The 22,002-nt window shown below is 75.3% G+C and carries 19 protein-coding genes; 17 read left to right on the forward strand and 2 right to left on the reverse strand.

From position 1 onward, the window contains the following. Positions 1–98 precede the first annotated feature (98 nt). The 9 genes from ACIF8T_RS28930 to ACIF8T_RS28970 all read left to right on the forward strand — a co-directional run bounded on the left by ACIF8T_RS28930 (position 99) and on the right by ACIF8T_RS28970 (position 12,227). The gene (locus ACIF8T_RS28930; RefSeq protein ID WP_400039043.1) at positions 99–2,504 is read left to right on the forward strand and encodes an MFS transporter; all 2,406 of its coding nucleotides are present in this window, start codon (positions 99–101) and stop codon (positions 2,502–2,504) included. Between the two features lie 630 nt (positions 2,505–3,134). After that, on the forward strand, positions 3,135–4,472 hold the full coding sequence (locus tag ACIF8T_RS28935) for a gluconate:H+ symporter (RefSeq protein WP_400039044.1): 1,338 nt from the start codon (positions 3,135–3,137) through the stop codon (positions 4,470–4,472). A gap of 23 nt (positions 4,473–4,495) precedes the next feature. Continuing rightward, positions 4,496–5,824, forward strand: coding sequence for an enolase C-terminal domain-like protein (locus ACIF8T_RS28940; RefSeq protein ID WP_400039045.1), 1,329 nt, complete (start codon positions 4,496–4,498; stop codon positions 5,822–5,824). 66 nt (positions 5,825–5,890) lie between these two features. Further along, positions 5,891–6,724 carry a M55 family metallopeptidase gene (locus tag ACIF8T_RS28945; protein WP_400039046.1) on the forward strand — a complete coding sequence of 278 codons (834 nt, stop codon included), beginning with the start codon at positions 5,891–5,893 and terminating at the stop codon, positions 6,722–6,724. Further along, positions 6,717–8,027, forward strand: a complete 1,311-nt coding sequence (locus ACIF8T_RS28950; protein WP_400039047.1) for a M20/M25/M40 family metallo-hydrolase — start codon at positions 6,717–6,719, stop codon at positions 8,025–8,027. Before ACIF8T_RS28945 ends, ACIF8T_RS28950 begins: the two co-directional genes overlap by 8 nt. 15 nt (positions 8,028–8,042) lie before the next feature. Beyond that, entirely contained in the window at positions 8,043–9,995 is a 1,953-nt protein-coding gene (locus tag ACIF8T_RS28955; protein WP_400039048.1) for a prolyl oligopeptidase family serine peptidase, read from the forward strand. Further along, a complete protein-coding gene (locus ACIF8T_RS28960; RefSeq protein WP_400039049.1) occupies positions 9,992–10,912 on the forward strand; it encodes an LD-carboxypeptidase in 921 nt (306 codons plus the stop codon). Before ACIF8T_RS28955 ends, ACIF8T_RS28960 begins: the two co-directional genes overlap by 4 nt. A gap of 440 nt (positions 10,913–11,352) precedes the next feature. Further along, positions 11,353–11,598 (forward strand): DUF1049 domain-containing protein, encoded by a 246-nt coding sequence (locus ACIF8T_RS28965; protein ID WP_400039050.1) that lies wholly within the window; start codon positions 11,353–11,355, stop codon positions 11,596–11,598. Between the two features lie 68 nt (positions 11,599–11,666). Beyond that, the gene (locus tag ACIF8T_RS28970; RefSeq protein WP_400039051.1) at positions 11,667–12,227 is read left to right on the forward strand and encodes a GNAT family N-acetyltransferase; all 561 of its coding nucleotides are present in this window, start codon (positions 11,667–11,669) and stop codon (positions 12,225–12,227) included. A 243-nt stretch (positions 12,228–12,470) separates the two neighbouring features. Here ACIF8T_RS28970 and ACIF8T_RS28975 read toward each other — a convergent pair whose 3' ends face one another. Then, on the reverse strand, positions 12,471–12,821 hold the full coding sequence (locus tag ACIF8T_RS28975; protein WP_400039052.1) for a VOC family protein: 351 nt from the start codon (positions 12,819–12,821) through the stop codon (positions 12,471–12,473). Positions 12,822–12,927: 106 nt separating this feature from the next. Between ACIF8T_RS28975 and ACIF8T_RS28980 the strand changes: the two genes are divergently transcribed. Together ACIF8T_RS28980 and ACIF8T_RS28985 are read left to right on the forward strand one after the other, a co-directional pair. Further along, positions 12,928–13,440: a phage holin family protein gene (locus ACIF8T_RS28980; protein ID WP_400039053.1), complete on the forward strand. Its 513-nt coding sequence runs from the start codon at positions 12,928–12,930 to the stop codon at positions 13,438–13,440. Between the two features lie 3 nt (positions 13,441–13,443). Continuing rightward, complete coding sequence (locus ACIF8T_RS28985; protein WP_400039054.1) at positions 13,444–14,502, forward strand: SDR family oxidoreductase; 1,059 nt, start codon at positions 13,444–13,446, stop codon at positions 14,500–14,502. Positions 14,503–14,603: 101 nt separating this feature from the next. On the opposite strand, the gene ACIF8T_RS28990 is transcribed toward ACIF8T_RS28985, so the two are convergent. Beyond that, a complete protein-coding gene (locus tag ACIF8T_RS28990) occupies positions 14,604–15,566 on the reverse strand; it encodes an LLM class F420-dependent oxidoreductase (RefSeq protein ID WP_400039055.1) in 963 nt (320 codons plus the stop codon). A gap of 169 nt (positions 15,567–15,735) precedes the next feature. Between ACIF8T_RS28990 and ACIF8T_RS28995 the strand changes: the two genes are divergently transcribed. From ACIF8T_RS28995 to ACIF8T_RS29020, 6 genes are all read left to right on the forward strand, one after another. Next, positions 15,736–17,445, forward strand: a complete 1,710-nt coding sequence (locus tag ACIF8T_RS28995) for an NAD(P)/FAD-dependent oxidoreductase (protein ID WP_400039056.1) — start codon at positions 15,736–15,738, stop codon at positions 17,443–17,445. Further along, positions 17,442–19,298 (forward strand): transketolase, encoded by a 1,857-nt coding sequence (locus ACIF8T_RS29000; RefSeq protein ID WP_400039057.1) that lies wholly within the window; start codon positions 17,442–17,444, stop codon positions 19,296–19,298. The genes ACIF8T_RS28995 and ACIF8T_RS29000 overlap by 4 nt, the downstream gene beginning before the upstream one ends. Beyond that, positions 19,295–20,233 carry a non-homologous end-joining DNA ligase gene (gene ligD, locus ACIF8T_RS29005; RefSeq protein ID WP_400039058.1) on the forward strand — a complete coding sequence of 313 codons (939 nt, stop codon included), beginning with the start codon at positions 19,295–19,297 and terminating at the stop codon, positions 20,231–20,233. Before ACIF8T_RS29000 ends, ligD begins: the two co-directional genes overlap by 4 nt. A gap of 160 nt (positions 20,234–20,393) precedes the next feature. Next, the gene (locus tag ACIF8T_RS29010) at positions 20,394–20,756 is read left to right on the forward strand and encodes a gas vesicle protein (protein ID WP_400039059.1); all 363 of its coding nucleotides are present in this window, start codon (positions 20,394–20,396) and stop codon (positions 20,754–20,756) included. 50 nt (positions 20,757–20,806) lie between these two features. Then, positions 20,807–21,229, forward strand: a complete 423-nt coding sequence (locus tag ACIF8T_RS29015) for a gas vesicle structural protein GvpA (protein WP_400039060.1) — start codon at positions 20,807–20,809, stop codon at positions 21,227–21,229. Then, the gene (locus ACIF8T_RS29020; protein WP_400039061.1) at positions 21,226–21,999 is read left to right on the forward strand and encodes a GvpL/GvpF family gas vesicle protein; all 774 of its coding nucleotides are present in this window, start codon (positions 21,226–21,228) and stop codon (positions 21,997–21,999) included. The genes ACIF8T_RS29015 and ACIF8T_RS29020 overlap by 4 nt, the downstream gene beginning before the upstream one ends. Positions 22,000–22,002: the final 3 nt, after the last annotated feature.

Below are 22,002 nucleotides of genomic sequence, written 5' to 3' on the forward strand. Positions count from 1 at the left end.
GCGCCGCACGCCGTAACTCGTCGCGCCTGCCGGTGGTTGTCGGTTCGTGCACGGTTGTGCGCGTACACCGTGCGGCAGCGCGACGAGGGGAGCGGTACGTGGGCGGGATCACTCTGGCGCAGGACGGACCGGCCGCGGCGACGTCGCCCGCCGGACCGCCCCCGGCGCCGGCCGCCGCCGCCGGACCGAGCCGGCGCAGGGTCCGGCTGGTCTTCCTCGCGCTCATGCTCGCGCTGCTCCTGGCCGCCCTGGAGCAGATGATCGTCGCCACCGCGCTCCCGGAGATCGCCGGCGAGCTGCACGGCACGGACCGGATGTCCTGGACGATCACCGCCTACCTGCTCACCTCCACCGTCGGCCTGCCGGTCTACGGCAAGCTCGGCGACCTGCTCGGCCGCAAGGGCGTCTTCCAGTTCGCCGTCCTGGTCTTCGTCGCCGGCTCCGCGCTCGCCGGCCGGGCGCAGACCATGGACCAGCTGATCGCGTTCCGCGCCCTGCAGGGCGTCGGCGCGGGCGGCCTCCTGATCGGCGTCCAGACGATCGTCGCGGACATCGTGCCGGCGCGGCAGCGCGGCCGCTTCATGGGCCTGATCGGCGCCGCCTTCGGCCTCGCGTCGGTGGCCGGGCCCCTGCTCGGCGGCTACTTCACGGACCACCTCTCCTGGCGGTGGTGCTTCTACGTCAACGTGCCCTTCGGCCTGGTCACCCTCGCCGTCGTCACCGTCGCCCTGAAGCTGCCCAGGCCGGCCGCCCGGCCCCGCCTGGACGTCCTCGGTGCCCTGCTGCTCGTCGCGGCCTCCACCTGCCTGGTCCTGCTGACCAGTTGGGGCGGCACCGAGTACGCGTGGGACTCGCGGGTCGTCCTCGGGCTCGGCGCGGGCGCGGCGGCCGCCACCGTGCTGTTCCTCCTCGCCGAGCACCGCGCCGCCGAACCCCTCATCCCGCTGCGGCTGTTCCGCGACTCCGTCTTCAACGTCACCGGCCTGGTGGGCCTCGTGACCGGCGTGGCCCTGTTCGGCGCCGCCGGCTACCTGCCGACCTACCTGCAGATGGTCGAGGGGGCCAGCGCCACCGAGTCCGGGCTGCTGATGCTGCCCATGACGGGCGGCATCGTCGGCGCCTCCGTCGTCGTCGGACAGCTCATCAGCATCACCGGCCGCTACCGGATCTACCCGATCCTCGGCGGGGCGCTCTCCACGGCCGGCATGTGGCTGCTGTCCCGGCTCGACGCCGACACGCCCCGGCTGCACTCCAGCCTCTGGACGGCCGTCCTCGGCGCCGGCATCGGCATGGTCATGCCCGTGCTGATCCTCGCCGTGCAGAACTCCGTCCGCCCCGCCGACCTCGGCACCGCCACCAGCGCCAACAACTACTTCCGGCAGATCGGCGGCAGCGTCGGCGCGGCCGTCTTCGGCACCCTGCTCGCCGACCGGCTCGCCGGCGCCCTCGCCGAGCACCTGCCCGCACGCGCGGGCACCGCGCTGCCCGACCCGGAGTCGGTCACCCCGCAGCTCGTGCACGCGCTGCCGCCGGCCCTGCGCGAGGGCTACGTCCAGGCGTACGCCGACGCCATGCCGCGCATCTTCCTGTACCTGGTGCCCGTGCTCGGCGTCGGCCTGCTCGTCGCCCTCTTCCTCAAGGAAATCCCCCTGGCGAACAGCACGGCACCCGACCCCGCGGCCGGCCCCCGGACGCAGACCGCGCCGCCCGAGGCCCCGCTGCCGCAGGCCCGCGCGCCGTACGCCGCCGGCGCCCCGGTCCGCGGCACCGTGCGCCACCCCGACGGGACCGCCGTGCCGCGCGCGGCGCTCACCCTCGTCGACGCGTCCGGGCGGCAGACCGGACGGTGCGCGAGCGGGGAGGACGGGCACTACGCGCTGGCCACCCCGGGTCCCGGGGCGTACGTCCTGATCGCGGCGGCGGGCGGCCACCAGCCGCAGGCGGTCTCCGTCACGGTCGGCGGCCACCCCGTGGAGCTGGACATCGTCCTCGGCGGCGCCGGGCACCTGACCGGCACCGTGGTCACCGCCGATGGCACGCCCGTGCCCAACGCCACCGTCACGCTCACCGACGTGCAGGGCGAGGTGGTGGCCACCACGCGCAGCGACCCGGAGGGCGGCTACGTCGTCACCGAGCTGGTGGCCGGCGAGTACACCCTCGCCGCCGGCGCGCCCGGCCACCGCCCGGCCGCCCTGCCCGTCACCGTCCGGGCCGCCCGGGAGACCCGCCAGGACATCGAGCTCACCGGCGGCGCCGTGCTGCGCGGCACCGTCCGGGCGGGCGGCGGGCGGACGGTGGAGGACGCGCGCGTGACCCTGCTCGACGCGGCGGGCAACGTCGTCGACACCCTCACCACCGGCGCGGACGGCGCCTTCCGGTTCGCCGACCTGTCCTCCGGCGAGTACACCGTCATCGCCGCGGGGTACCCGCCGGTCGCCACCGTGCTCCAGGTGGCCGGAGGCGGACGCACCGACCGCGACCTGCACCTCGGCCACGAGGGCTGACACGGCCGCACGCCGGCCGCACGCCGGCGCGCTCCCGTGCCGACGCTCGCCGCGACCCCGTGCACCACCGGCGGCGGACGTCCCGCGGTGACGCGGCCCCTCCGCGGGGCCTCGCGCCCGTCGGCCGTCCCGGCCTTGCGCCCGGCCGCTGTCCCGGCCTTGTACCCGGCCGCTGTCCCAGCCTTGAGCCCGCCCGTCGTCCCGGCCTCGCGGTCGTCCGCCGTCCTGGTCTCGCGCCCGGCCCGCCCGGCCCGCCCGGCAGGGCCCCGCGCCCGGCCGGGCGGTCGGCGCGGCCGGCCCCGTCCTCCCGGGGGCGGTGGGGCCGGCCGTCCCGGTGAGTGGTGACGCTCCCGTCGTCGTCACCGGGTCCGTCCCCCGTCGTACCGATCGTGCTGCCGTCGCGGTGGTACGCGGCCGGCCGCGCGGCCTGACGGGCACGCCACCACCCGGTACCGGACCGGTGCCGTCCCGCGCCCGGGGCGTGCGCCCGCCACCGATTCGTCACCGCGCACCCATTGACCCCGGCGCGTCCACATACCTAGCCTCCGTCTCTATACGTAGACGGCATCTCCGTATGGAGATGCCGTCCGGCCGAGTGGACGCTCGCAGGGTTCAAAGGGGAACTGGCACATGCCGCTTGTCGTCGTCGGGATCAGCGTGCTGGTCCTGCTCCTGCTCATGACGAAGCTCCGGCTGAACGGCTTCGTCGCCCTCCTCCTGGTGGCCGTCGGCGTCGCCCTGGTGCAGGGCATCCCGGTGCAGGAGATACCGGACGTCCTCTCGGAGGGCATCGGCGGGCAGATCGGGGACACCATGCTCACCATCGGGCTCGGCGCCATGGTCGGCCGGGTCATGGGGGACTCCGGCGCCGCCCAGCGCATCGCCACCCGGCTGCTGGCCGTCTGCGGCCCGCGCTGGGTGCAGGTGGCCATGGTGCTGACCGCCATGCTCATCGGCGTCACGATGTTCTACGAGGTCGCCTTCGTCATCATCGTGCCGGTCGCCTTCACCCTGGTCCGGGTCACCGGGGCGAACCTGCTGTGGGTCGGACTGCCGATGTCCATCGCCCTGTCCACCATGCACAGCTTCCTGCCCCCGCACCCCGGCCCCACCGCCGTGGCCGCCGCCTTCGACGCCTCGGCCGGACGGACCCTGTTCTACGGCCTGTTCGTCGCCGTGCCCCTCGGCGCGCTCATCGCCCTGGTCTGGCCGCGGCTGCCGTTCGTCCGGGCCATGAACCCCTCCGTGCCCCGGGGACTGGTCGGCGACCGGGTCTTCGAGGACGAGGAGATGCCGGGCACCGGCTGGTCGCTGGCGGTCGCCCTGCTGCCCGTGGTGCTGATCGCGGGGGCCGCCGTCACCGACATGGCCACCGCCGCGGACACCCCGCTCACCCACCTCGCCGCCTTCCTCGGGTCGGCGCCGGTCGCGCTGCTGCTGACCCTGCTGGTCTCCGTGTGGGCGTTCGGCCCGCGCGTCGGCAGGAGCCTGGCGGACGTCGCCGCGTCGTGCCGGGGAGCGGCGCAGGCGATGGCGATGATCCTGCTGGTGATCGGCGCCGGCGGCGCCTTCAAGCAGGTCCTCGTCGACGGCGGGATCTCCGGGTACATCGAGGACGTCACCCGTGCCTGGGACGTCTCGCCGATCGTCCTCGCCTGGCTGGTCGCGGCGGTCCTGCGGGTCGCCCTCGGCTCGGCGACGGTCGCCGTGGTCACCGCGTCCGGGGTCGTCCTGCCCCTCCTCGCGGGCAGCGGCGTCCACCCGGAGGTCATGGTGCTCGCCGTCTCCTGCGGCTCGATCGCCTTCTCCCACGTCAACGACCCGGGCTTCTGGATGTTCAAGGAGTACTTCAACCTCTCCGTCCTCGACGCGATCAAGGCACGGACCACCTACACGACCGTCCTCGCGGTCCTCGGCCTGGGCGGCGTCCTGGTCATGGAACGCGTCCTGGACACCCTCACCGCATGAACGGCCCCCGGAGGAAACCCGTCATGAACCAGCCCGTCGTCACCCGCTTCTCCGTCTATCCCGTGGCAGGCCGCGACGCCATGCTGCTCAACCTCTCCGGAGCGCACGCCCCGTACTTCACCCGCAACGTCCTGGTCGTCGAGGACTCCGAGGGCCGCACCGGACTGGGCGAGGTGCCCGGCGGCGAGGCGATCACCCGGACGCTGCGCGACGCCGAGCCCCTGGTGGTCGGCGCGCGCGTGGCCGGGTACCAGCGCGTCCTGCGCGCGGTGGGGGACAGGTTCGGCGGCCGCGACCGGGGCGGCCGGGGCGAGCAGACCTTCGACCTGCGCACCACCGTGCACGCCGTCACGGCGATCGAGTCGGCCCTGCTGGACCTGCTCGGCCAGCACCTCGAGGTGCCCGTCGCCGACCTGCTCGGCGACGGCAGGCAGCGCGACTCCGTCCGGGTCCTCGGCTACCTCTTCTACGTCGGCGACCCCGACCGCACCGGTCTCGACTACGTCCGGGAACCCGGCGCCGACGTGCTCTGGCACCGCATCCGGCACGAGGAGGCGCTCACCCCCGAGGCCATCGTCCGCCAGGCCGAGGCGACGTACGAGCGCTACGGCTTCCGTGACTTCAAGCTCAAGGGCGGCGTCCTGCCGGGCGCGCAGGAGGTGCGGGCCGTACGGGCGCTGAAGGAACGCTTCCCCGAGGCGCGGATCACCCTCGACCCCAACGGGGCCTGGTCCCTGCGGGAGGCCGTCGAGCTGTGCCGGCCGCTGACCGGCACCCTCGCCTACGCCGAGGACCCCTGCGGCGCCGAGGACGGCTACTCGGGCCGCGAGATCCTCGCGGAGTTCCGCCGCGCCACCGGGCTGCCCACCGCCACCAACATGATCGCGACCGACTGGCGGCAGCTCACCCACGCCCTGGCCCTGCGGTCGGTCGACATCCCGCTCGCCGACCCGCACTTCTGGACCCTGCGCGGCTCGGTGCGCGTCGCCCAGCTCTGCCACGACACGGGCCTCACCTGGGGATGCCACTCCAACAACCACTTCGACATCTCCCTGGCCATGATGGCCCACTGCGGGGCCGCCGTCCCCGGCGAGTACAACGCGCTGGACACCCACTGGATCTGGCAGGAGGGCCTGGAACGCCTCACCGTCGAGCCGCCGCGCATCACCGGCGGCGAGATCGCCGTCCCCGACACCCCGGGACTCGGCGTACGGCTGGACGAGGACCGCCTGCTGGCCGCGCACGAGCTGTACCGGGAGAAGCGGCTCTCCGGCCGCGACGACGCCGTGGGCATGCGCCACCTCGTGAAGGACTGGCGGTTCGACCCCAAGCGGCCCTGCCTGGTGCGGTGACGGCACACCGGACGGCGCCGCCCGCCTCGTGGCCGGCCGGCCCCCGGGCGCGTAACGTGACGGACCATGAAGATCCTCATCAGCGCCGACATGGAGGGGGCCACCGGCGTGACCTGGCCGGCCGACGTGCTGCCGGGGACGCCGCAGTGGGAGCGCTGCCGCGCCCTGTTCACCTCGGACGTCAACGCGGCCGCGCTCGGCTTCCTCGACGGCGGCGCTGACGAGGTGCTGGTCAACGAGGCGCACTGGACGATGCGCAACCTGCTGCTGGAGCGGCTGGACGAGCGGGTGCAGATGCTCACGGGGCGGCACAAGGCGCTGTCCATGGTGGAGGGCGTGCAGCACGGCGACGTCGACGGTGTCGCCTTCGTCGGCTACCACGCGGGCGCCGGCATGGAGGGCGTCCTCGCGCACACCTACCTCGCCAACTCCATCACCGGCGTGTGGCTGGACGGCGACCGGGCCAGCGAGGGGCTGCTCAACGCGCGGGTCGCCGCCGAGTTCGGCGTCCCGGTCGTCCTGGTCACCGGGGACGACGTGGCCTGCGAGGACGCCCTCGGCTACGCGCCCGAGGCACTGAAGGTCGCGGTCAAGGACCACGTCTCCCGGTACGCGGCCGTGTGCCGGACCCCGGCCAGGACCGCCGCCGACATCCGGGCGGCGGCCCGGGAGGCGGCGGCCCTGGCGGTCCGGCAGCCGCCCCGGGACGCGGGGCCGTTCACGGTCGCCGTCGAGTTCGACGCGGAGCACCTGGCCCTGTCCGCCACCGTCGTGCCCGGTGTGGACCGGGCCGGGGAACGCAAGGTGGCCTACGGCAGCGCCACCATGTACGAGGCGATCCGCACCTTCAAGGCGGTCACGACGGTCGTCTCGGCCGCGGTGGAGGAGCAGTATGGCTGAGGACATGGACGAGCGGGCGCTCCAGGAGGTCGTGACGTTCACCTCCGACCTCATCCGCATCGACACCACCAACCGGGGCGGCGGCGACTGCCGGGAACGGCCCGCCGCCGAGTACGCCGCCGGGCTGCTCGCCGAGGCCGGACTGGAGCCGGTGCTGCTGGAACGCACGCCGGGCCGGACCAACGTCGTCGCCCGCGTCGCCGGCAGCGACCCCTCGGCCGACGCGCTGCTCCTCCACGGCCACCTGGACGTGGTGCCCGCCGAGGCCGCGGACTGGAGCGTGCACCCGTTCTCCGGGGAGGTCCGCGACGGCGTCGTCTGGGGACGCGGCGCGGTCGACATGAAGAACATGGACGCCATGATCCTCGCCGTGGTGCGGGCCTGGCGACGGCTGGGCCTGGCACCCCGCCGGGACGTCGTCGTCGCGTTCACCGCGGACGAGGAGGCCAGCGCCGAGGACGGCGCCGGATTCCTCGCCGACCGGCACGCCGGCCTCTTCGAGGGCTGCACCGAGGGCGTCAGCGAGTCCGGCGCCTTCACCGTCCACGCCGGCGGGCGGCAGCTCTACCCGATCGCGGCGGGCGAGCGCGGCACGGCCTGGCTCAGGCTCACCGCGCGCGGCCGGGCCGGGCACGGCTCCCAGGTCAACCGGGAGAACGCCGTGACCCGACTGGCGGCCGCGATCACCCGGATCGGCGAGCACGCGTGGCCCCTGCGGCTCACCCCGACCGTGCGCGCCGCCCTCACCGAACTCGCCGCCCTCCACGGCATCGACACCGACCTGTCCGACGTGGACGCGCTGCTGGACGAGCTCGGCCCCGCCGCCCGGCTCGTCGGGGCCACCGTCCGCAACAGCGCCAACCCGACCATGCTGAACGCCGGTTACAAGGTCAACGTGGTGCCCGGGGAGGCGGTGGCGTACGTGGACGGCCGGTACCTGCCCGGCACCGAGGACGAGTTCCGCGCCACCCTCGACGAACTCACCGGGCCCGACGTCGCCTGGGAGTACCACCACCGCGAGGTGGCCCTCCAGGCGCCGGTGGAGTCGGCGACGTTCGCCCGGATGCGGGCCGCCGTCGAGGAGTTCGCGCCGGAGGGGCACGTCGTGCCGTTCTGCATGTCCGGCGGCACGGACGCCAAGCAGTTCTCGCGCCTCGGCATCACCGGCTACGGCTTCACGCCGCTCAGGCTGCCCGAGGGCTTCGACCACGGCGCCCTCTTCCACGGCGTGGACGAGCGCGTGCCCGTGGACGCCCTGCACTTCGGCGTCCGCGTCCTCGACCGGTTCCTGCGCACGGCCTGAGGGAAGGGGGGAGACGTGCAGACCCTGCCGTACGGTTCGTGGCCCTCGCCCATCGACGCGGCCCTCGCCGCCGCGCACGACGGGCACCCCGAGTACGTGGGCTTCGTCGGGGAGGAGGTGTGGTGGACCGCGCCCCGGCCCACCGAGGGCGGCCGGCGCGCCCTGGTGCGGCGCCGCGCCGACGGCACGGAGGAGTCCGTGCTGCCCCCGCCGTGGGACGTGCGCACCCGGGTCGTCGAGTACGGCGGACAGCCCTGGGCCGGCACCGTGCGGGACGGCGCCCCGCTCGTCGTCTTCGCGCACTTCCCCGACCAGCGGCTGTACCGGTACGAGCCGGGCGGCGAGCCGCGCCCGCTGACCCCGGTCTCCCCGGTGGGCGGCGGGCTGCGCTGGGCCGACCCCGTGCTGCGGCCGGAGCGGGACGAGGTGTGGTGCGTGCTGGAGGAGTTCACCGGCGACGGGCCCACCGACGTGCGCCGCGTCCTGGCCGCCGTACCGCTGGACGGCTCCGCCGCCCGGGACCGGGCCGCCGTACGCGAACTCACCGGCGCCGACCACCGGTTCGTGACCGGGCCGCGGCTCTCGCCCGACGGGCGGCGCGCCGCCTGGCTCGGCTGGGACCACCCCCGCATGCCCTGGGACGGCACGGAACTCGTCGTCGCCGACGTCGGCGGCGACGGCACCCTGCGCGGGGCGCGGACGGTGGCCGGCGGGCCGCGGGAGTCCATCGCCCAGGCCGACTGGGCGCCGGACGGCCGGCTCCTGTACGTCAGCGACCGCACGGGCTGGTGGAACCTCTACCGCGACGGCGACCCCCTGTGCCCCCGCGAGGAGGAGTTCGGCGGGCCGCTGTGGACGGTCGGCCCGCGCTGGTTCGCCCCGCTGGACAACGGGCTGGTCGCCGTCGTCCACGGCCGGGGCACGACCGCCCTCGGGATACTGGACCCCGAGACCGGCGAGGTCGTCGACGCGGCCGGACCCTGGACCGAGTTCACCCCGACGCTCGCGGCGCACGGCGAACGGGTCGTCGCCGTCGGCGCCAGCCCGCGCAGCGCGTACGAGGTGGTCGAACTCGACACCCGCACCGGCAGAGCCCGGGTGATCGGCGCCGAGCACGACGACGCCGTCGACCCCGCCTACTACCCCGAGCCGCAGATCCGCACCTTCACCGCCCCGGACGGCCGGGAGGTCCACGCGCACGTCTACCCGCCGCACCACCCCGGCTGCGTCGCGCCCGGCGACCGGCCGCCGCCGTACGTCATCCGGGCGCACGGCGGGCCCACCAGCCGGGCGCCGCTCGTCCTCGACCTGGAGATCGCCTACTTCACCTCGCGCGGCATCGGGGTCGCCGAGGTCAACTACGGCGGCTCCACCGGATACGGCCGGGAATACCGCGACCGGCTGCGCGAGCAGTGGGGCGTGGTCGACGTCGAGGACTGCGCGGCCGTCGCCGAGGCGCTGGCCGCCGAGGGCACCGCCGACCCGGACCGGCTCGCCGTGCGCGGCGGCAGCGCGGGCGGCTGGACCGCCGCCGCGTCGCTCACCACGACCGGCGTCTACGCCTGCGGCACCATCAAGTACCCCGTCCTCGACCTCACCGGCTGGGGCGCGGGGGAGACCCACGACTTCGAGTCGCAGTACCTGGAGACCCTGATCGGGCCGCTCGCCGAGGTCCCGGCGCGGTACGCGGAGCGCTCGCCCGCCGCGCACGCCGACCGCCTCACCGTGCCCTTCCTGCTGCTCCAGGGCCTGGACGACGTGATCTGCCCGCCCGTGCAGTGCGAGCGGTTCCTGGCCCGGCTGGCGGGCCGGGGCGTGCCGCACGCCTACCTCGCCTTCGAGGGCGAGGGGCACGGCTTCCGGCGGGCCGAGACCCTGGTGCGCGCCCTGGAGGCCGAACTCTCCCTGTACGCGCAGGTCTTCGGGCTCAACCCGCCCGGTGTGCCCACCCTGGAGCTCGTCCGGTGAAGCAGCTGCTGCGGCCGCCCCGGCTCGCCCCCGGCGCCCGTGTCGCCGTCGTCGCCCCCAGCGGGCCCGTGCCCGCGGAGCGGCTGGAGGCCGGGCTCGACGTGCTGCGCGGCTGGGACCTGGACCCCGTCGTCGCACCCCACGTCCTCGACCGGCACGCCCGGTTCCCCTACCTCGCGGGCGCGGACGCCGACCGCGCCGCCGACCTGGAGAACGCCTGGTGCGACCCGTCCGTCGACGCGGTGCTCTGCGCCCGGGGCGGGTACGGCGCGCAGCGCGTCGCCGACCTGCTCGACTGGGAGGCGATGCGGGCCGCCGGGCCCAAGGTGTTCGTCGGGTTCAGCGACATCACCGCGCTGCACGAGGCGTTCGCGGTCCGGCTGGGCCTGGTCACCCTGCACGGGCCGATGGCGGCGGGCGTGGACTTCCTCAAGGACGCGCGGGCGCAGGACCACCTGCGGGCCACGCTGTTCGCCCCGGAGACGGTCCGCACCCTCGCCGCCGGCCACGCCCTGGTCCCCGGCCGGGCGCGGGGCGTCACCCTGGGCGGCTGCCTGAGCCTGCTCGCCGCCGACCTCGGCACCCCGTACGCCCGGCCCGGCGCCCGCGGCGGGCTGCTCTGCCTGGAGGACGTGGGGGAGGAGCCCTACCGCCTCGACCGCTCCCTCACCCAACTCCTGCGCGCGGGCCGGCTCGACGGGGTGCGCGGGGTGCTGCTGGGCTCGTGGGAGCGGTGCAGTCCCCACGAGCAGGTGCGGGCGCTGTTCGCCGACCGGCTCGGCGGGCTCGGCGTCCCCGTCGTGGAGGAGGCCGGGTTCGGGCACTGCGAGGGCGCCCGCACCGTCCCCTTCGGGATGGCGGCCGAACTGGACGCGGACGCCGGGACGCTGACGCTGGACGAACCCGCGCTGCGGTGACCCCGGCCGCCCGCCGGGACACCGTCCACCGCCCCGTACACCGTCACCCCGCTGACGTTCACCGTCCGCGGCGGCGGCCGGACGCGCACCGCCGGCGCCGGCCCGTACCGGCCCGCGGGCGTGGACGGCACCCTGCCGCCGGCGGCTCCACCGGCGCCGTCGGCAGGGCCTTCGCCCGGCGCGGCCACGTCTCGCTCGCCCGCTCCGGGCTCGCCTCCGGCCGCACGGGCTGCCTCGTTCCCCCGGCGCCCCGGCGCCCCGGTGACCGACGGGGCCGTCACCTCCCGGCCGGTCGGCTTCCCCGGGCGGCACGCGCCGCCGACGACGGCGGGCAGCACGCGGGACACGGCGGTGCTGCGGCCGCCGGCCGGGGACCGGTGGGTCACCCGGAGGGCAGCCCCCGCCATGCGGGACGCCGGCCCCCGGCGCAGGCTGGTGCCATGGACCCGAAGACCTCCGGGAGCACCGGCAAGACGGACGGCGGGAGCGGCGGGCCGTCGCCGACGCTGCGGGCCGCCGTACCGCTCCTCGCCGTGCTCGGCGTGCTCTTCATCTTTCAGAACACCCGCGCCACCGAGATCCGCCTGCTGATCCCCCACGTGACCATGCCGCTGTGGCTGGCGCTGCTGGGCACGGGGGTGGTCGGCGCGGTCTGCGGGGCGTACGCGGCGCGGAGGCGGAACTAGCGCGCGGAGGCGGGGCGGCGGTCCGTCTCCCCCCGGGCGGCGCGGCCCGCCTGTCATAGGGTGGCGGCGTGCCTCACCACGCAGCCCGCTATCTCGCCGAAGGCCCCCGGGTCGGCATACGTCCCTTCACTCACGCGGACGGGGCCGAGTTCACCGCCCGCGCCCGGGAGAGCAAGGACCTGCACCGCCCCTGGCTGTTCCCGCCCGACAGCGCGCCGGCCTACGCCGCGTACGCCGGCCGGCTGATCGAGGACCCCGCCAAGGCCGGGTTCCTGGTGTGCGAGAAGACCGACGGCTCCCTCGCCGGCTTCATCACCGTCAACAACATCGTCGAGGGCGCCTTCCAGTGCGGGGCCCTCGGCTACGGGGCCTTCGCGCACGCGGCGGGCCGCGGGCTGATGCGCGAAGCACTGGACCTCGTGGTGCGGTACGCGTTCGGGCCGATGCGGCTGCACCGGCTGGAGATCAACGTGCAGCCCGCCAACGCCGCCTCGATCGCCCTGGCCCGCGGCTGCGGCTTCCGGCTCGAAGGCTTCTCGCCGGACATGCTCTTCATCGACGGGGCGTGGCGCGACCACGAACGCTGGGCGATCACCGCCGAGATGCTCCCCGCCCGGCCCGGAGGGTGAGGCCGCCGAGCACGACGGGGAGGTCCCCGGCGCGGAGACACGGTTCGGCGCGGCCGGGGAGCCCGCGGGCGCGGGGCCGCTCCGCGCGCCGGACGAACTCGCCTCCCCGCCAGGGATGTTGAGGGTGCCTCGGGGGCCTCGGCGTCACCGTCCCGGACCCCGGACCCCGACCCGGAGGGCACGGCGGGCGCGCCGCCCGCCGTCGTGTCGGCCTTCGAGGGCGCCGGCGGCTCCCGGGAGGGCTCAGGCGTCGGCCCGGTCCACGTACTCGTACACCGTCCCGTCCGGGTGCCGGGCGATCAGGTTGCGGCCGACCTGGGTCGGGAGCGGACCGGCGACGATGTCCGCGCCGAGCTCCGTCAGCACCCGGTGGGTCTCCTCCACGTCCTTCACGGCGATCGTCGCCGCGACCCGCCGCAGCACCTCCAGCGCGGCCTCCGGACCGCTCATCAGCAGGAAACAGCCGACCGCCGCGACCTGGACGCCGCCCCGCTCGAAGCGGAGGGCCCTGCCGCCGGCCAGCCGCTCGTAGAAGGGGATTGCGGTCTCGAGGTCGTCGACGCAGACGCGCAGGGTGGCACCGAGAATCTCCATGCGCACGAGCCTAGTTGGGACGGCCGGGTGCCGAGATCGCTCCGCACGATCTCCCCGCGGACTGTACGCAGCGTTACACGGCCGCACCCACGGGTACCCGGCGGCCATGCAGCGCTTGGAGCACCTGGAGCACCTGGACAAGCATCTGGTCGACGAGCTGGCGCAGGTGGCGCGCGAGACCGTGCGGGAGGAACTGCGCGAGCAGACCCGCAAGCAGCGCCGGAAGGCGATGCTGTACGCCGCGTCCGGCGCCCTCGCCCTCTACGCGGGGGCGGCCTGCGCGCTCGCCCTCGGCCTGGCCCTGGCGCTCGGCCTGCCCGACTGGGCCGCCGCGCTGATCACCGCCGCGGTCCTGGGCGCCGCCGCCTTCCTGCTGCGCGCCGCGGCCCGCCCGTCCGTCTCCCGCCCGGGGCCGGACCTCGGGGCCGGGACGGGCGCCGCCGGGGACCGCGCACACGGCGGCGCGCCGCAAACCGGGCCGGGCGGCGTCCCGTATCCGCCCAAGCCGCGCGTCGCGCCCGGGAACGCCGGCCGGGCGGCCGCCCGCGCCCCGCGGCCGGACGTGCCCGCGCCGGGCACCGGCCCGGACGGCCCGGACGCGCCCCACCGCCGGGCGTGACGGATGGCACGGGCATCCTGGCGCAGGCCGCTGTCCGGGCCCGGCAGGGTCGTGGTGGTCACCGGGGCGAGCGGCGGCGTGGGCCGGGCCACGGCCCGGGCGTTCGCCGCACGCGGTGACCGGGTGGCCCTGCTGGCCCGGGGGCGCGAGGGCCTGGCCGGGGCGGCGGAGGAGGTCCGGCGCGCCGGGGGCGAGGCACTGGTCGTGCCCGTGGACGTCTCCGACGCCCGGGCCGTCGAGCACGCCGCCCAGCAGGTCGTCGACGTGTTCGGCCGCATCGACGTCTGGGTCAACAACGCCTTCGCCGGGGTCTTCGCGCCGTTCACGGAGATCGCCCCGGAGGAGTTCCGCCGGGTCACCGAAGTGACGTACCTGGGGTACGTGTTCGGCACGCGGGCCGCCCTGCGGCACATGCTGCCGCGCGACCGCGGCACGATCGTGCAGGTCGGGTCCGCGCTCGCCTACCGGGGCGTGCCCCTGCAGTCCGCCTACTGCGGGGCCAAGCACGCCATCCAGGGCTTCCACGAGTCGCTGCGCTGCGAACTGCTGCACACGGGCAGCGCCGTCCGCACGACGATGGTGCAGCTGCCGGCCGTCAACAGCCCTCAGTTCGACTGGGTGCTCAGCCGGATGCCGGGCCGGGCCCGGCCGGTCGCGCCGGTGTACCAGCCGGAGGTCGCGGCGCGCACGATCGTGCACGCGGCCGGGCACGGGCGGCGCCGCGAGTACTGGGTGGGCGGCTCCACGGCCGCCACGCTGGTCGCCAACGCCGTCGCCCCGGGCCTGCTGGACCGCTACCTCGCCCGCACCGGCTTCGACGCCCAACAGGACGGCGGCGAGCGGGACGGCGGAGAGCGGGTCGGCCCCGCCAATCTGTGGAGCCCCGCGGACGGCCCGCGCGGCCGCGACTTCGGCACGCACGGCCGCTTCGACGAGGAGGCGCACGCCCGCAGTCCCCAGTCCTGGGCCTCCCGCAACCGCGGGCGGGCGGGCGGCGCGGCCCTGGCGGTCGGCGCCGGCCTCCTGGCGGCACGGGTGCTGGGGCGCGCGGGGCGCCGCTAGAACAGGGCGTCGGGGCGGCGCCGGGCCGTGGGGCCGGTGCCCGTCCGCCGGTGCCGGACCGTCGCCGTCCCCTGTCCCGGCCCGGCGCCGTGCCGTCCGGGTCAGCCGTTCTCCTGGAGCCGCGGCAGCACCTTCGTGCGGTAGAAGTCGAAGAAACCGCGCAGGTCCGGGCCGATCTGGTTGACGTAGACCCGGTCGAAACCGGCGTCGGCGAACCGCCTCAGCTCGGCCACGTGCTCGTCCACGTCGTCGCCGCACACCCGGTTCTCCCGCACCATGTCCTCGGTGACCAGCTGCTGGGCCTGCTCGAAGTGCTTGGGGGAGGGCAGCACCTGGCCCAGCTCGCCGGGCAGCAGCTCGTTCGCCCAGAGCCGGTGGACGGTGCGGACGCACGCGTCCCTGTCGGTGCCGTAGCAGACCTTCGTGCCGCCGCTGACGAGCTTTCCGCCGCCCCCGCCCTTGCGGTACTGCTCGACCATCGACGCGTCCGGCATCACGGTGACGTAGCCGTCGCCGACCCGGGAGGCCAGCCGGGTCGCCGCCGGGCCGAAGCCGGAGACGTCGATCGGGACCGGCTCGTCCGGGACGGTGTACAGACGGGCGTTCTCGACCGTGTAGTGCGGGCCGTGGTGGTTGACCTCCTCGCCGGTGAACAGGCGGCGCATCACCTGGATGGCCTCCTCCAGCATCTCCAGCCGCACGTGCGCGGGCGGCCAGTGGTCGCCGAGGATGTGCTCGTTGAGGGCCTCGCCCGAACCGACCCCGAGCCGGAAGCGGCCGTTCGTCATCACCGCGCTGGTCGCCGCGGCCTGCGCCACCACCGCCGGGTGCATGCGCACGGTCGGGCAGGTCACCGCCGTCTCGACCGGCAGCGACACCGCCTCCGACAGCGCCCCGATCACCGACCACACGAACGGGCTCTGACCCTGCGCGTCGTTCCACGGGTGGTAGTGGTCGGAGATCCACAGCGCCTGGAACCCGGCCTGTTCGGCCATCCGCGCCTGCTCGATCAGCTCCGCGGGTCCGTACTGCTCGCACGAGAGGAAGTAGCCGTACTCGGGCATGGGGGATAGCCTCCGTGACGTGGGGGATCGGGGGTCCGCGCACGGGTACCCGGGGCCGGAACCGGAAACCGGCCGCGGGCCGGGCCGCCGGGCCGGCGCACGTTTGGGTGCCCGGCCCCAGGGGACGCGGAAGGTTCCCGAGGTACGCGACAGCGCCGGAGGCGAAACCGTGAGTCGACCCCGCATCGTGATCGTCGGAGCCGGTTTCGCCGGGTACCGGACGGCTCGCACCCTGTCCAGGCTCACCCGGGGCAAGGCCGACGTCACCCTGCTCAACCCCACCGACTACTTCCTGTACCTGCCCCTGCTGCCCCAGGTCGCCGCCGGCGTCCTGGAGCCGCGCCGCGTCACGGTCTCCCTGTCCGGCACCCTGCCGCACGTCCGGCTGGTGCTCGGCCAGGCCGACCGCATCGACCTCGACGGGCGCGCCGTGCACTACACCGACCCGGAGGGCGGCGACGGCACGCTCGCCTACGACCGGCTGGTGCTGGCCGCCGGCAGCGTCAACAAGCTGTTGCCCATTCCCGGCGTCGCCGAACACGCGCACGGCTTCCGCAGCCTGCCCGAGGCGCTGTACCTGCGTGACCACGTGACCCGGCAGATCGAGCTGGCGGCGGCCGCGGACGACGCCGGGAGCCGCGCGGCGCGCTGCACGTTCGTCGTGGTCGGCGCCGGCTACACCGGCACCGAGGTCGCCGCGCACGGCCAGCTGTTCACCGACGCGCAGGTCCGCGGGCACCCGCTGCGGCAGGGACTGCGGCCGCGCTGGATGCTGCTGGACGTCGCCCCCCGGGTGCTGCCCGAGCTGGACGAGCGGCTGTCCGCCACCGCCGACCGGGTGCTGCGGGAGCGGGGCGTCGACGTGCGGATGGGCACCTCCGTCAAGGAGGCCACGCACGACGGGGTCCTGCTGACCGACGGCGAGTTCGTGGAGACCCGCTCGCTGGTGTGGTGCGTGGGCGTACGGCCCGACCCGCTCGCCGCGTCGCTCGGGCTGCCGATGGAGCGGGGCCGGCTGCTGGTCGACCCGAACCTGCGGGTGCCGGGCCGCCCGGAGGTGTTCGCGTGCGGGGACGCGGCGGCCGTGCCCGACCTGGAGAAGCCGGGCGGCTACACGCCGATGACGGCGCAGCACGCCTGGCGGCAGGGCAGGGTCGCGGGGCTGAACGTCGCCGCCTCGCTCGGCCGGGGCGGCGGCGAACTGCGGCCCTACCGGCACAGTGACCTCGGCTTCGTCGTCGACCTGGGCGGTGTCAAGGCCGCCGCCAACCCGCTGGGCGTGCCCCTGTCGGGGCCGGTCGCGGGTGCCGTCACCCGCGGGTACCACCTGGCCGCCATGCCCGGCAACCGCGTCCGGGTCGCCGCCGACTGGCTCCTGGACGCGGTGCTGCCGCGCCAGGCCGTGCAGTTGGGGCTCGTCCGGTCCTGGTCGGTGCCGCTGGACACCGCCTCGCCGGAGCTGGCCCGGATGCCGGGCGGGCCGCGGCACGCGGGCGGGACGGACGCCCCCGGACGCCGGGGGGCGGACGGCCGTGAGCTGGGCCAGATCGTGGCCGGGCCCGAGGCCCGGCGGCAGGCCGGCGGCCGCTCGGGGCCGGGAGCGGCGACCGCGGACGACACGGGCGACGGACCCGTGCCGGACGGGCCGGGGGAAGCGGCCGGAGGGGCCCGGCCGGGCTCCGAGCCGGCGAAGAACCAGCCCGGCGGCGAGCCGGCGAAGAACCAGCCCGGCGGTGAGCCCGCGAGGAACCAGCCGGGCGGCGAGCCCGCGAAGGAACAGCCCACCCCCGAGCCCCCCGCGGACCAGCCGCCCCCCGGTCCCGGCGTCGCCCCCGGCCCCGTCAAGCGTTCCGACCACTCCGCGGAAGGAGACTCATGAACACCGGTGAACTCGAAGAACTGGGCCAGCAGTTGCGCGTGGACAGCGTCCGCGCGGCAGCCGCCGCGGGTTCCGGGCACCCGACATCCTCGATGTCCGCCGCGGACCTGGTGGCCGTCCTCTTCGCACACCACCTCCGCTACGACTTCGACCGCCCCGCCCACCCGGGCAACGACCGCTTCGTGCTCTCCAAGGGGCACGCCTCGCCGCTGCTGTACGCCGCGTACAAGGCGGCCGGCGCCCTCGACGACGAGGAGCTGCTGACCTTCCGCGAGCTCGGCAGCCGCCTGGAGGGGCACCCGACCCCGCAGCGCCTGCCGTGGGTCGAGACGGCCACCGGCTCGCTGGGCCAGGGCCTGCCCGTCGGCGTCGGCATCGCCCTCGCGGGCAAGCGGCTGGACCGCACCGACTACCGGGTGTGGGTGCTGTGCGGGGACAGCGAGCTGGCCGAGGGCTCCGTGTGGGAGGCCGCCGAGCACGCCGGACACGAACACCTGGACAACCTCGTCGTGATCGTCGACGTCAACCGGCTCGGCCAGCGCGGCCCGACCCGCCACGGCCACGACCTCGACGCCTACGCCCGCCGCTTCCAGGCCTTCGGCTGGCACACCGTCGAGGTGAACGGGCACGACGTCGACGCCGTCGACCGTGCCTACGGCGAGGCGGTCTCCACCAAGGGCCAGCCCACCGCGATCCTCGCCCGCACCCTCAAGGGCAGGGGCGTCGAGGCCGTCCAGGACCGCGAGGGCCTGCACGGCAAGCCGCTGCCGGACGCCGAGGAGGCGATCGCGGAACTCGGCGGCCCCCGCGACCTGCGCGTCCAGGTCCACGAGCCGTCCGACACCCGCATGCTGCACTCCGTGACCACCGGCAGCGTCGACCTGCCCCGGTGGGAGAAGGGCGACCCCGAGGAGGGCGTCGCCACCCGCGACGCCTACGGCAGGGCGCTGGCCGCCCTCGGCACCGGACGCGGCGACGTCGTCGCCCTCGACGGCGAGGTGAGCGACTCCACCCGCGCGGAGTTCTTCGCCAAGGAGCACCCCGACCGGTACTTCGAGTGCTACATCGCCGAACAGCAGCTGGTCGCCGCTGCGGTGGGGCTCGCGTCCCGCGGCTACGTGCCGTACGCCTCCACCTTCGCCGCGTTCCTCACCCGCGCGTACGACTTCGTGCGCATGGCCTCGGTCAGCGGCTCCGGCATCAACCTCGTCGGCTCGCACGCGGGCGTCTCCATCGGCCAGGACGGGCCCAGCCAGATGGGCCTGGAGGACCTGGCGATGATGCGGGCGGTGCACGGCTCGACGGTGCTGTACCCGTGCGACGCCAACCAGACCGCGCGGCTGGTCGGCGAGATGGCGGGCCTGGAGGGCATCCGCTACCTGCGCACCTCGCGCAACAAGAGCCCGGTGATCTACGGGCCCGACGAGGAGTTCCCCGTCGGCGGGAGCAAGGTGCTGCGCTCCTCGGACCGCGACCGGATGACCTTCGTCGCGGCCGGTGTCACCGTCCACGAGGCGCTGGCCGCCGCCGACGCGCTGGAGCGCGAGGGCATCGCGGTGCGGGTGATCGACCTGTACTCCGTCAAGCCCGTCGACCGGGTCACCCTGCGCCGGGCCGCCGAGGAGACCGGCTGCCTGGTCACCGTGGAGGACCACCACCCCGAGGGCGGCCTCGGCGACGCGGTCCTGGAGGCGTTCCTCGACGGGCGGCCCGTGCCCCGGCTGGCCCGGCTCGCCGTGCGGACCATGCCCGGTTCGGCGTCCCCGGCCGAGCAGCTGCACGCCGCCGGCATCGACGCCGAGTCGATCGCCGCGGCCGGACGGCTGCTCGTGGAGGAGGCGGTCGTGCCGTGAGCGCGGGCCCGGCACGCACGGTACGGGCCGGACGGCGCACGGTGCAGGTCCACCGGCCGGACAAGGTGCTCTTCCCCGGCGGCGGGGACGCCAAGGAGTACACCAAGGGCGACCTGGTGGACTACCACCGGGCCGTCGCCCCGTTCATGCTGCCGCACCTGCGGGGCCGCCCCCTGATGCTGGAGCGGCACCCGGACGGCATCGACGGCCCGCGGTTCATGCAGAAGAACACCCCGGAGCACTACCCGGAGTGGATCAGGCGCGTGGAGCTGCCGAAGGAGGGCGGCACCGTCTGCCACACCGTGTGCGACGACACCGCCACCCTCCTGTACCTGACCGACCAGGCGAGCGTCACCGTGCACCGCTGGCTGTCGCGCACCGGCCCGCCCGGCCCCCCGGCCGACCGCCCCGACCGGCTGGTCTTCGACCTGGACCCGGCCGGCGACGACTTCGAGGCGGTCCGGGAGGCGGCCCGGCTGCTCGGGGAGCTCCTGGACGCGCTCGGCCTGCCGTCCGCGCTGATGACCACCGGTTCGCGGGGACTGCACGTGATCGTGCCGCTGGACGGACGCGAGGGCTTCGACGAGGTGCGGGCGTTCGCCCGGGACGTCGCCGACACCCTCGCCGCCGACCGTCCCGACCGGCTGACCACCGCCGCCCGCAAGAAGGACCGCGGCGGCCGCCTCTACCTCGACGTGCAGCGCAACGGCTACGCGCAGACCGCCGTCGCGCCCTACACCGTCCGCGCCCTCCCCGGCGCCCCCGTCGCCACGCCCATCTCGTGGGACCAGCTCGACGACCCGGAGCTGCACGCCCGCCGCTGGACCGTCGCCGACGCCGTCGAGCAGGCCCGCACCCGCCCCTGGGACGGCCTGTCCACCCGCGGCCGCGCCCTGGGACCGGCCCGGCGGCGACTGGAGGCCCTGCGGGGGTGACCGCCCGCGGGGATGACCGCCCGCGGGGGTTCGGCCCCCGCGGGCGGTCACGCCGTGTGCGGACGCATCTTCACGGGCCGCTGACCAGGGACGGGACAGATGCGTGCCGCCGTGGAGGTTTGGCGAACACGCTTGCGGCCACACGGAGGGGGAGGTGGCCATGTCGAACACAAAAAACACGCAGGAATCACAGAGTTCACAAGAATCCCAGAGTTCTCACAAGTCCACTGAACAGCGCGCGGCGGAGCGCCGGCCGAGTCCGATGGAGGTGCTGCGCGAGGCGCGCGGCCAGCTCGCGGAACTCACCGGCATGACCGCCGAGTCCGTGTCGTCCTTCGAGCAGACGGAGGAGGGCTGGGCGCTGGAGGTCGAGGTCCTCGAACTCGAGCGCGTGCCCGACACGATGAGCCTGATGGCGACGTACCAGGTGGAGCTGGATCCGAACGGACAGCTCACCGGTTACCGGCGGGTCCGCCGCTACGAGCGCGGACGGTCCGACGCGCGCAGGTCCGGCGGCCGCTGAGCCGCACGACCGGACGCACATCCCACGACACAGGAGGAGGAACAGCCGGCATGACAGTCGTTCCGGCACAGCAGACCGGCGGTGGAGGCGGAAGCAGTGGCCTCTACGACGTGCTCGAGCTCGTTCTGGACAGGGGGCTGGTGATCGACGCGTTCGTGCGGGTCTCCCTGGTCGGCATCGAGATCCTGAAGATCGACGTGCGCGTCGTCGTCGCCAGCGTGGACACCTACCTGCGCTTCGCCGAGGCGTGCAACCGGCTCGACCTGGAATCCGGGCCGCGCAAGAGCCCGGGCCTGCCCGACGTCGTCGGCCAGATCACCGAGTCCGGCGCCCGCGGCAAGTCCAAGGGGGCCCTGTCCGGCGCCGCCCAGACCATCTCCGACGCCTTCAAGCAGGCTCGTGAGGAGGGCGAGGCCGAGCCGCGCCGCGCCCGCAAGACGACGTCCGCACGCCGGAAGGAGGAGCAGGAGTGAGCACTTACGTCTACGGGATCACGGCGAGCTCGCATCCCTCGCTGCCCGAGGGCATGGGTGGTGTCGGCGACCCGCCGAGCCCGGTGCGGATCCTGAAGGAGGGCGAGCTGGCGGCGATCGTCAGCGACGCCCCGGAGGACCTGCGGCCCAAGCGCCGGGACCTGCTCGCCCACCAGAACGTGCTGAGCGAGGCGGGCGCGGCCGCCTGCGTGCTGCCCATGCGCTTCGGCAGCGTCGCCCCCGACGACAACGCGGTCACCGGGGTGCTCGCCGAGCGCGTCGAGCACTACCGGGAGCGGCTGCAGGCCCTGGACGGCCGGGTCGAGTACAACATCAAGGCCAACCACGTCGAAGAGGCCGTCCTGCACCACGTGATGGCCGAGAGCGCGGACATCCGCTCGCTCGCGGAGGCCAACCGGCAGGCCGGCGGGGGCAGTTACGACGACAAGCTGCGGCTCGGCGAGATGGTCGCGGCCGCGGTCAAGGCCAAGGAGGCCGAGGACGCCGCCGCCCTCCAGCGGGCGCTGGAGCGGACCGCCGACGCCATCAGCGTGGGTCCCGAGTCCACGGGCTGGCTCGCCAACGTGTCGTTCCTCGTGGACCGGGGATCGGCCGAGCAGTTCCTGGCCGCCGTGGAGCAGGCCCGCAAGGACATGCCGCACCTGGAGGTGCGGGTGAACGGCCCGCTGCCGCCGTACAGCTTCGTCGAGCCCGGCCCCACCGAGCCGGCGGGCACCGCGGCGAGCGGCGCGGACACCGGAGCGGGGTGAGGA

Origin of the sequence: Streptomyces sp. NPDC085946, assembly GCF_044540485.1 — a bacterium.
Classification (GTDB): Bacteria; Actinomycetota; Actinomycetes; order Streptomycetales; family Streptomycetaceae; genus Streptomyces.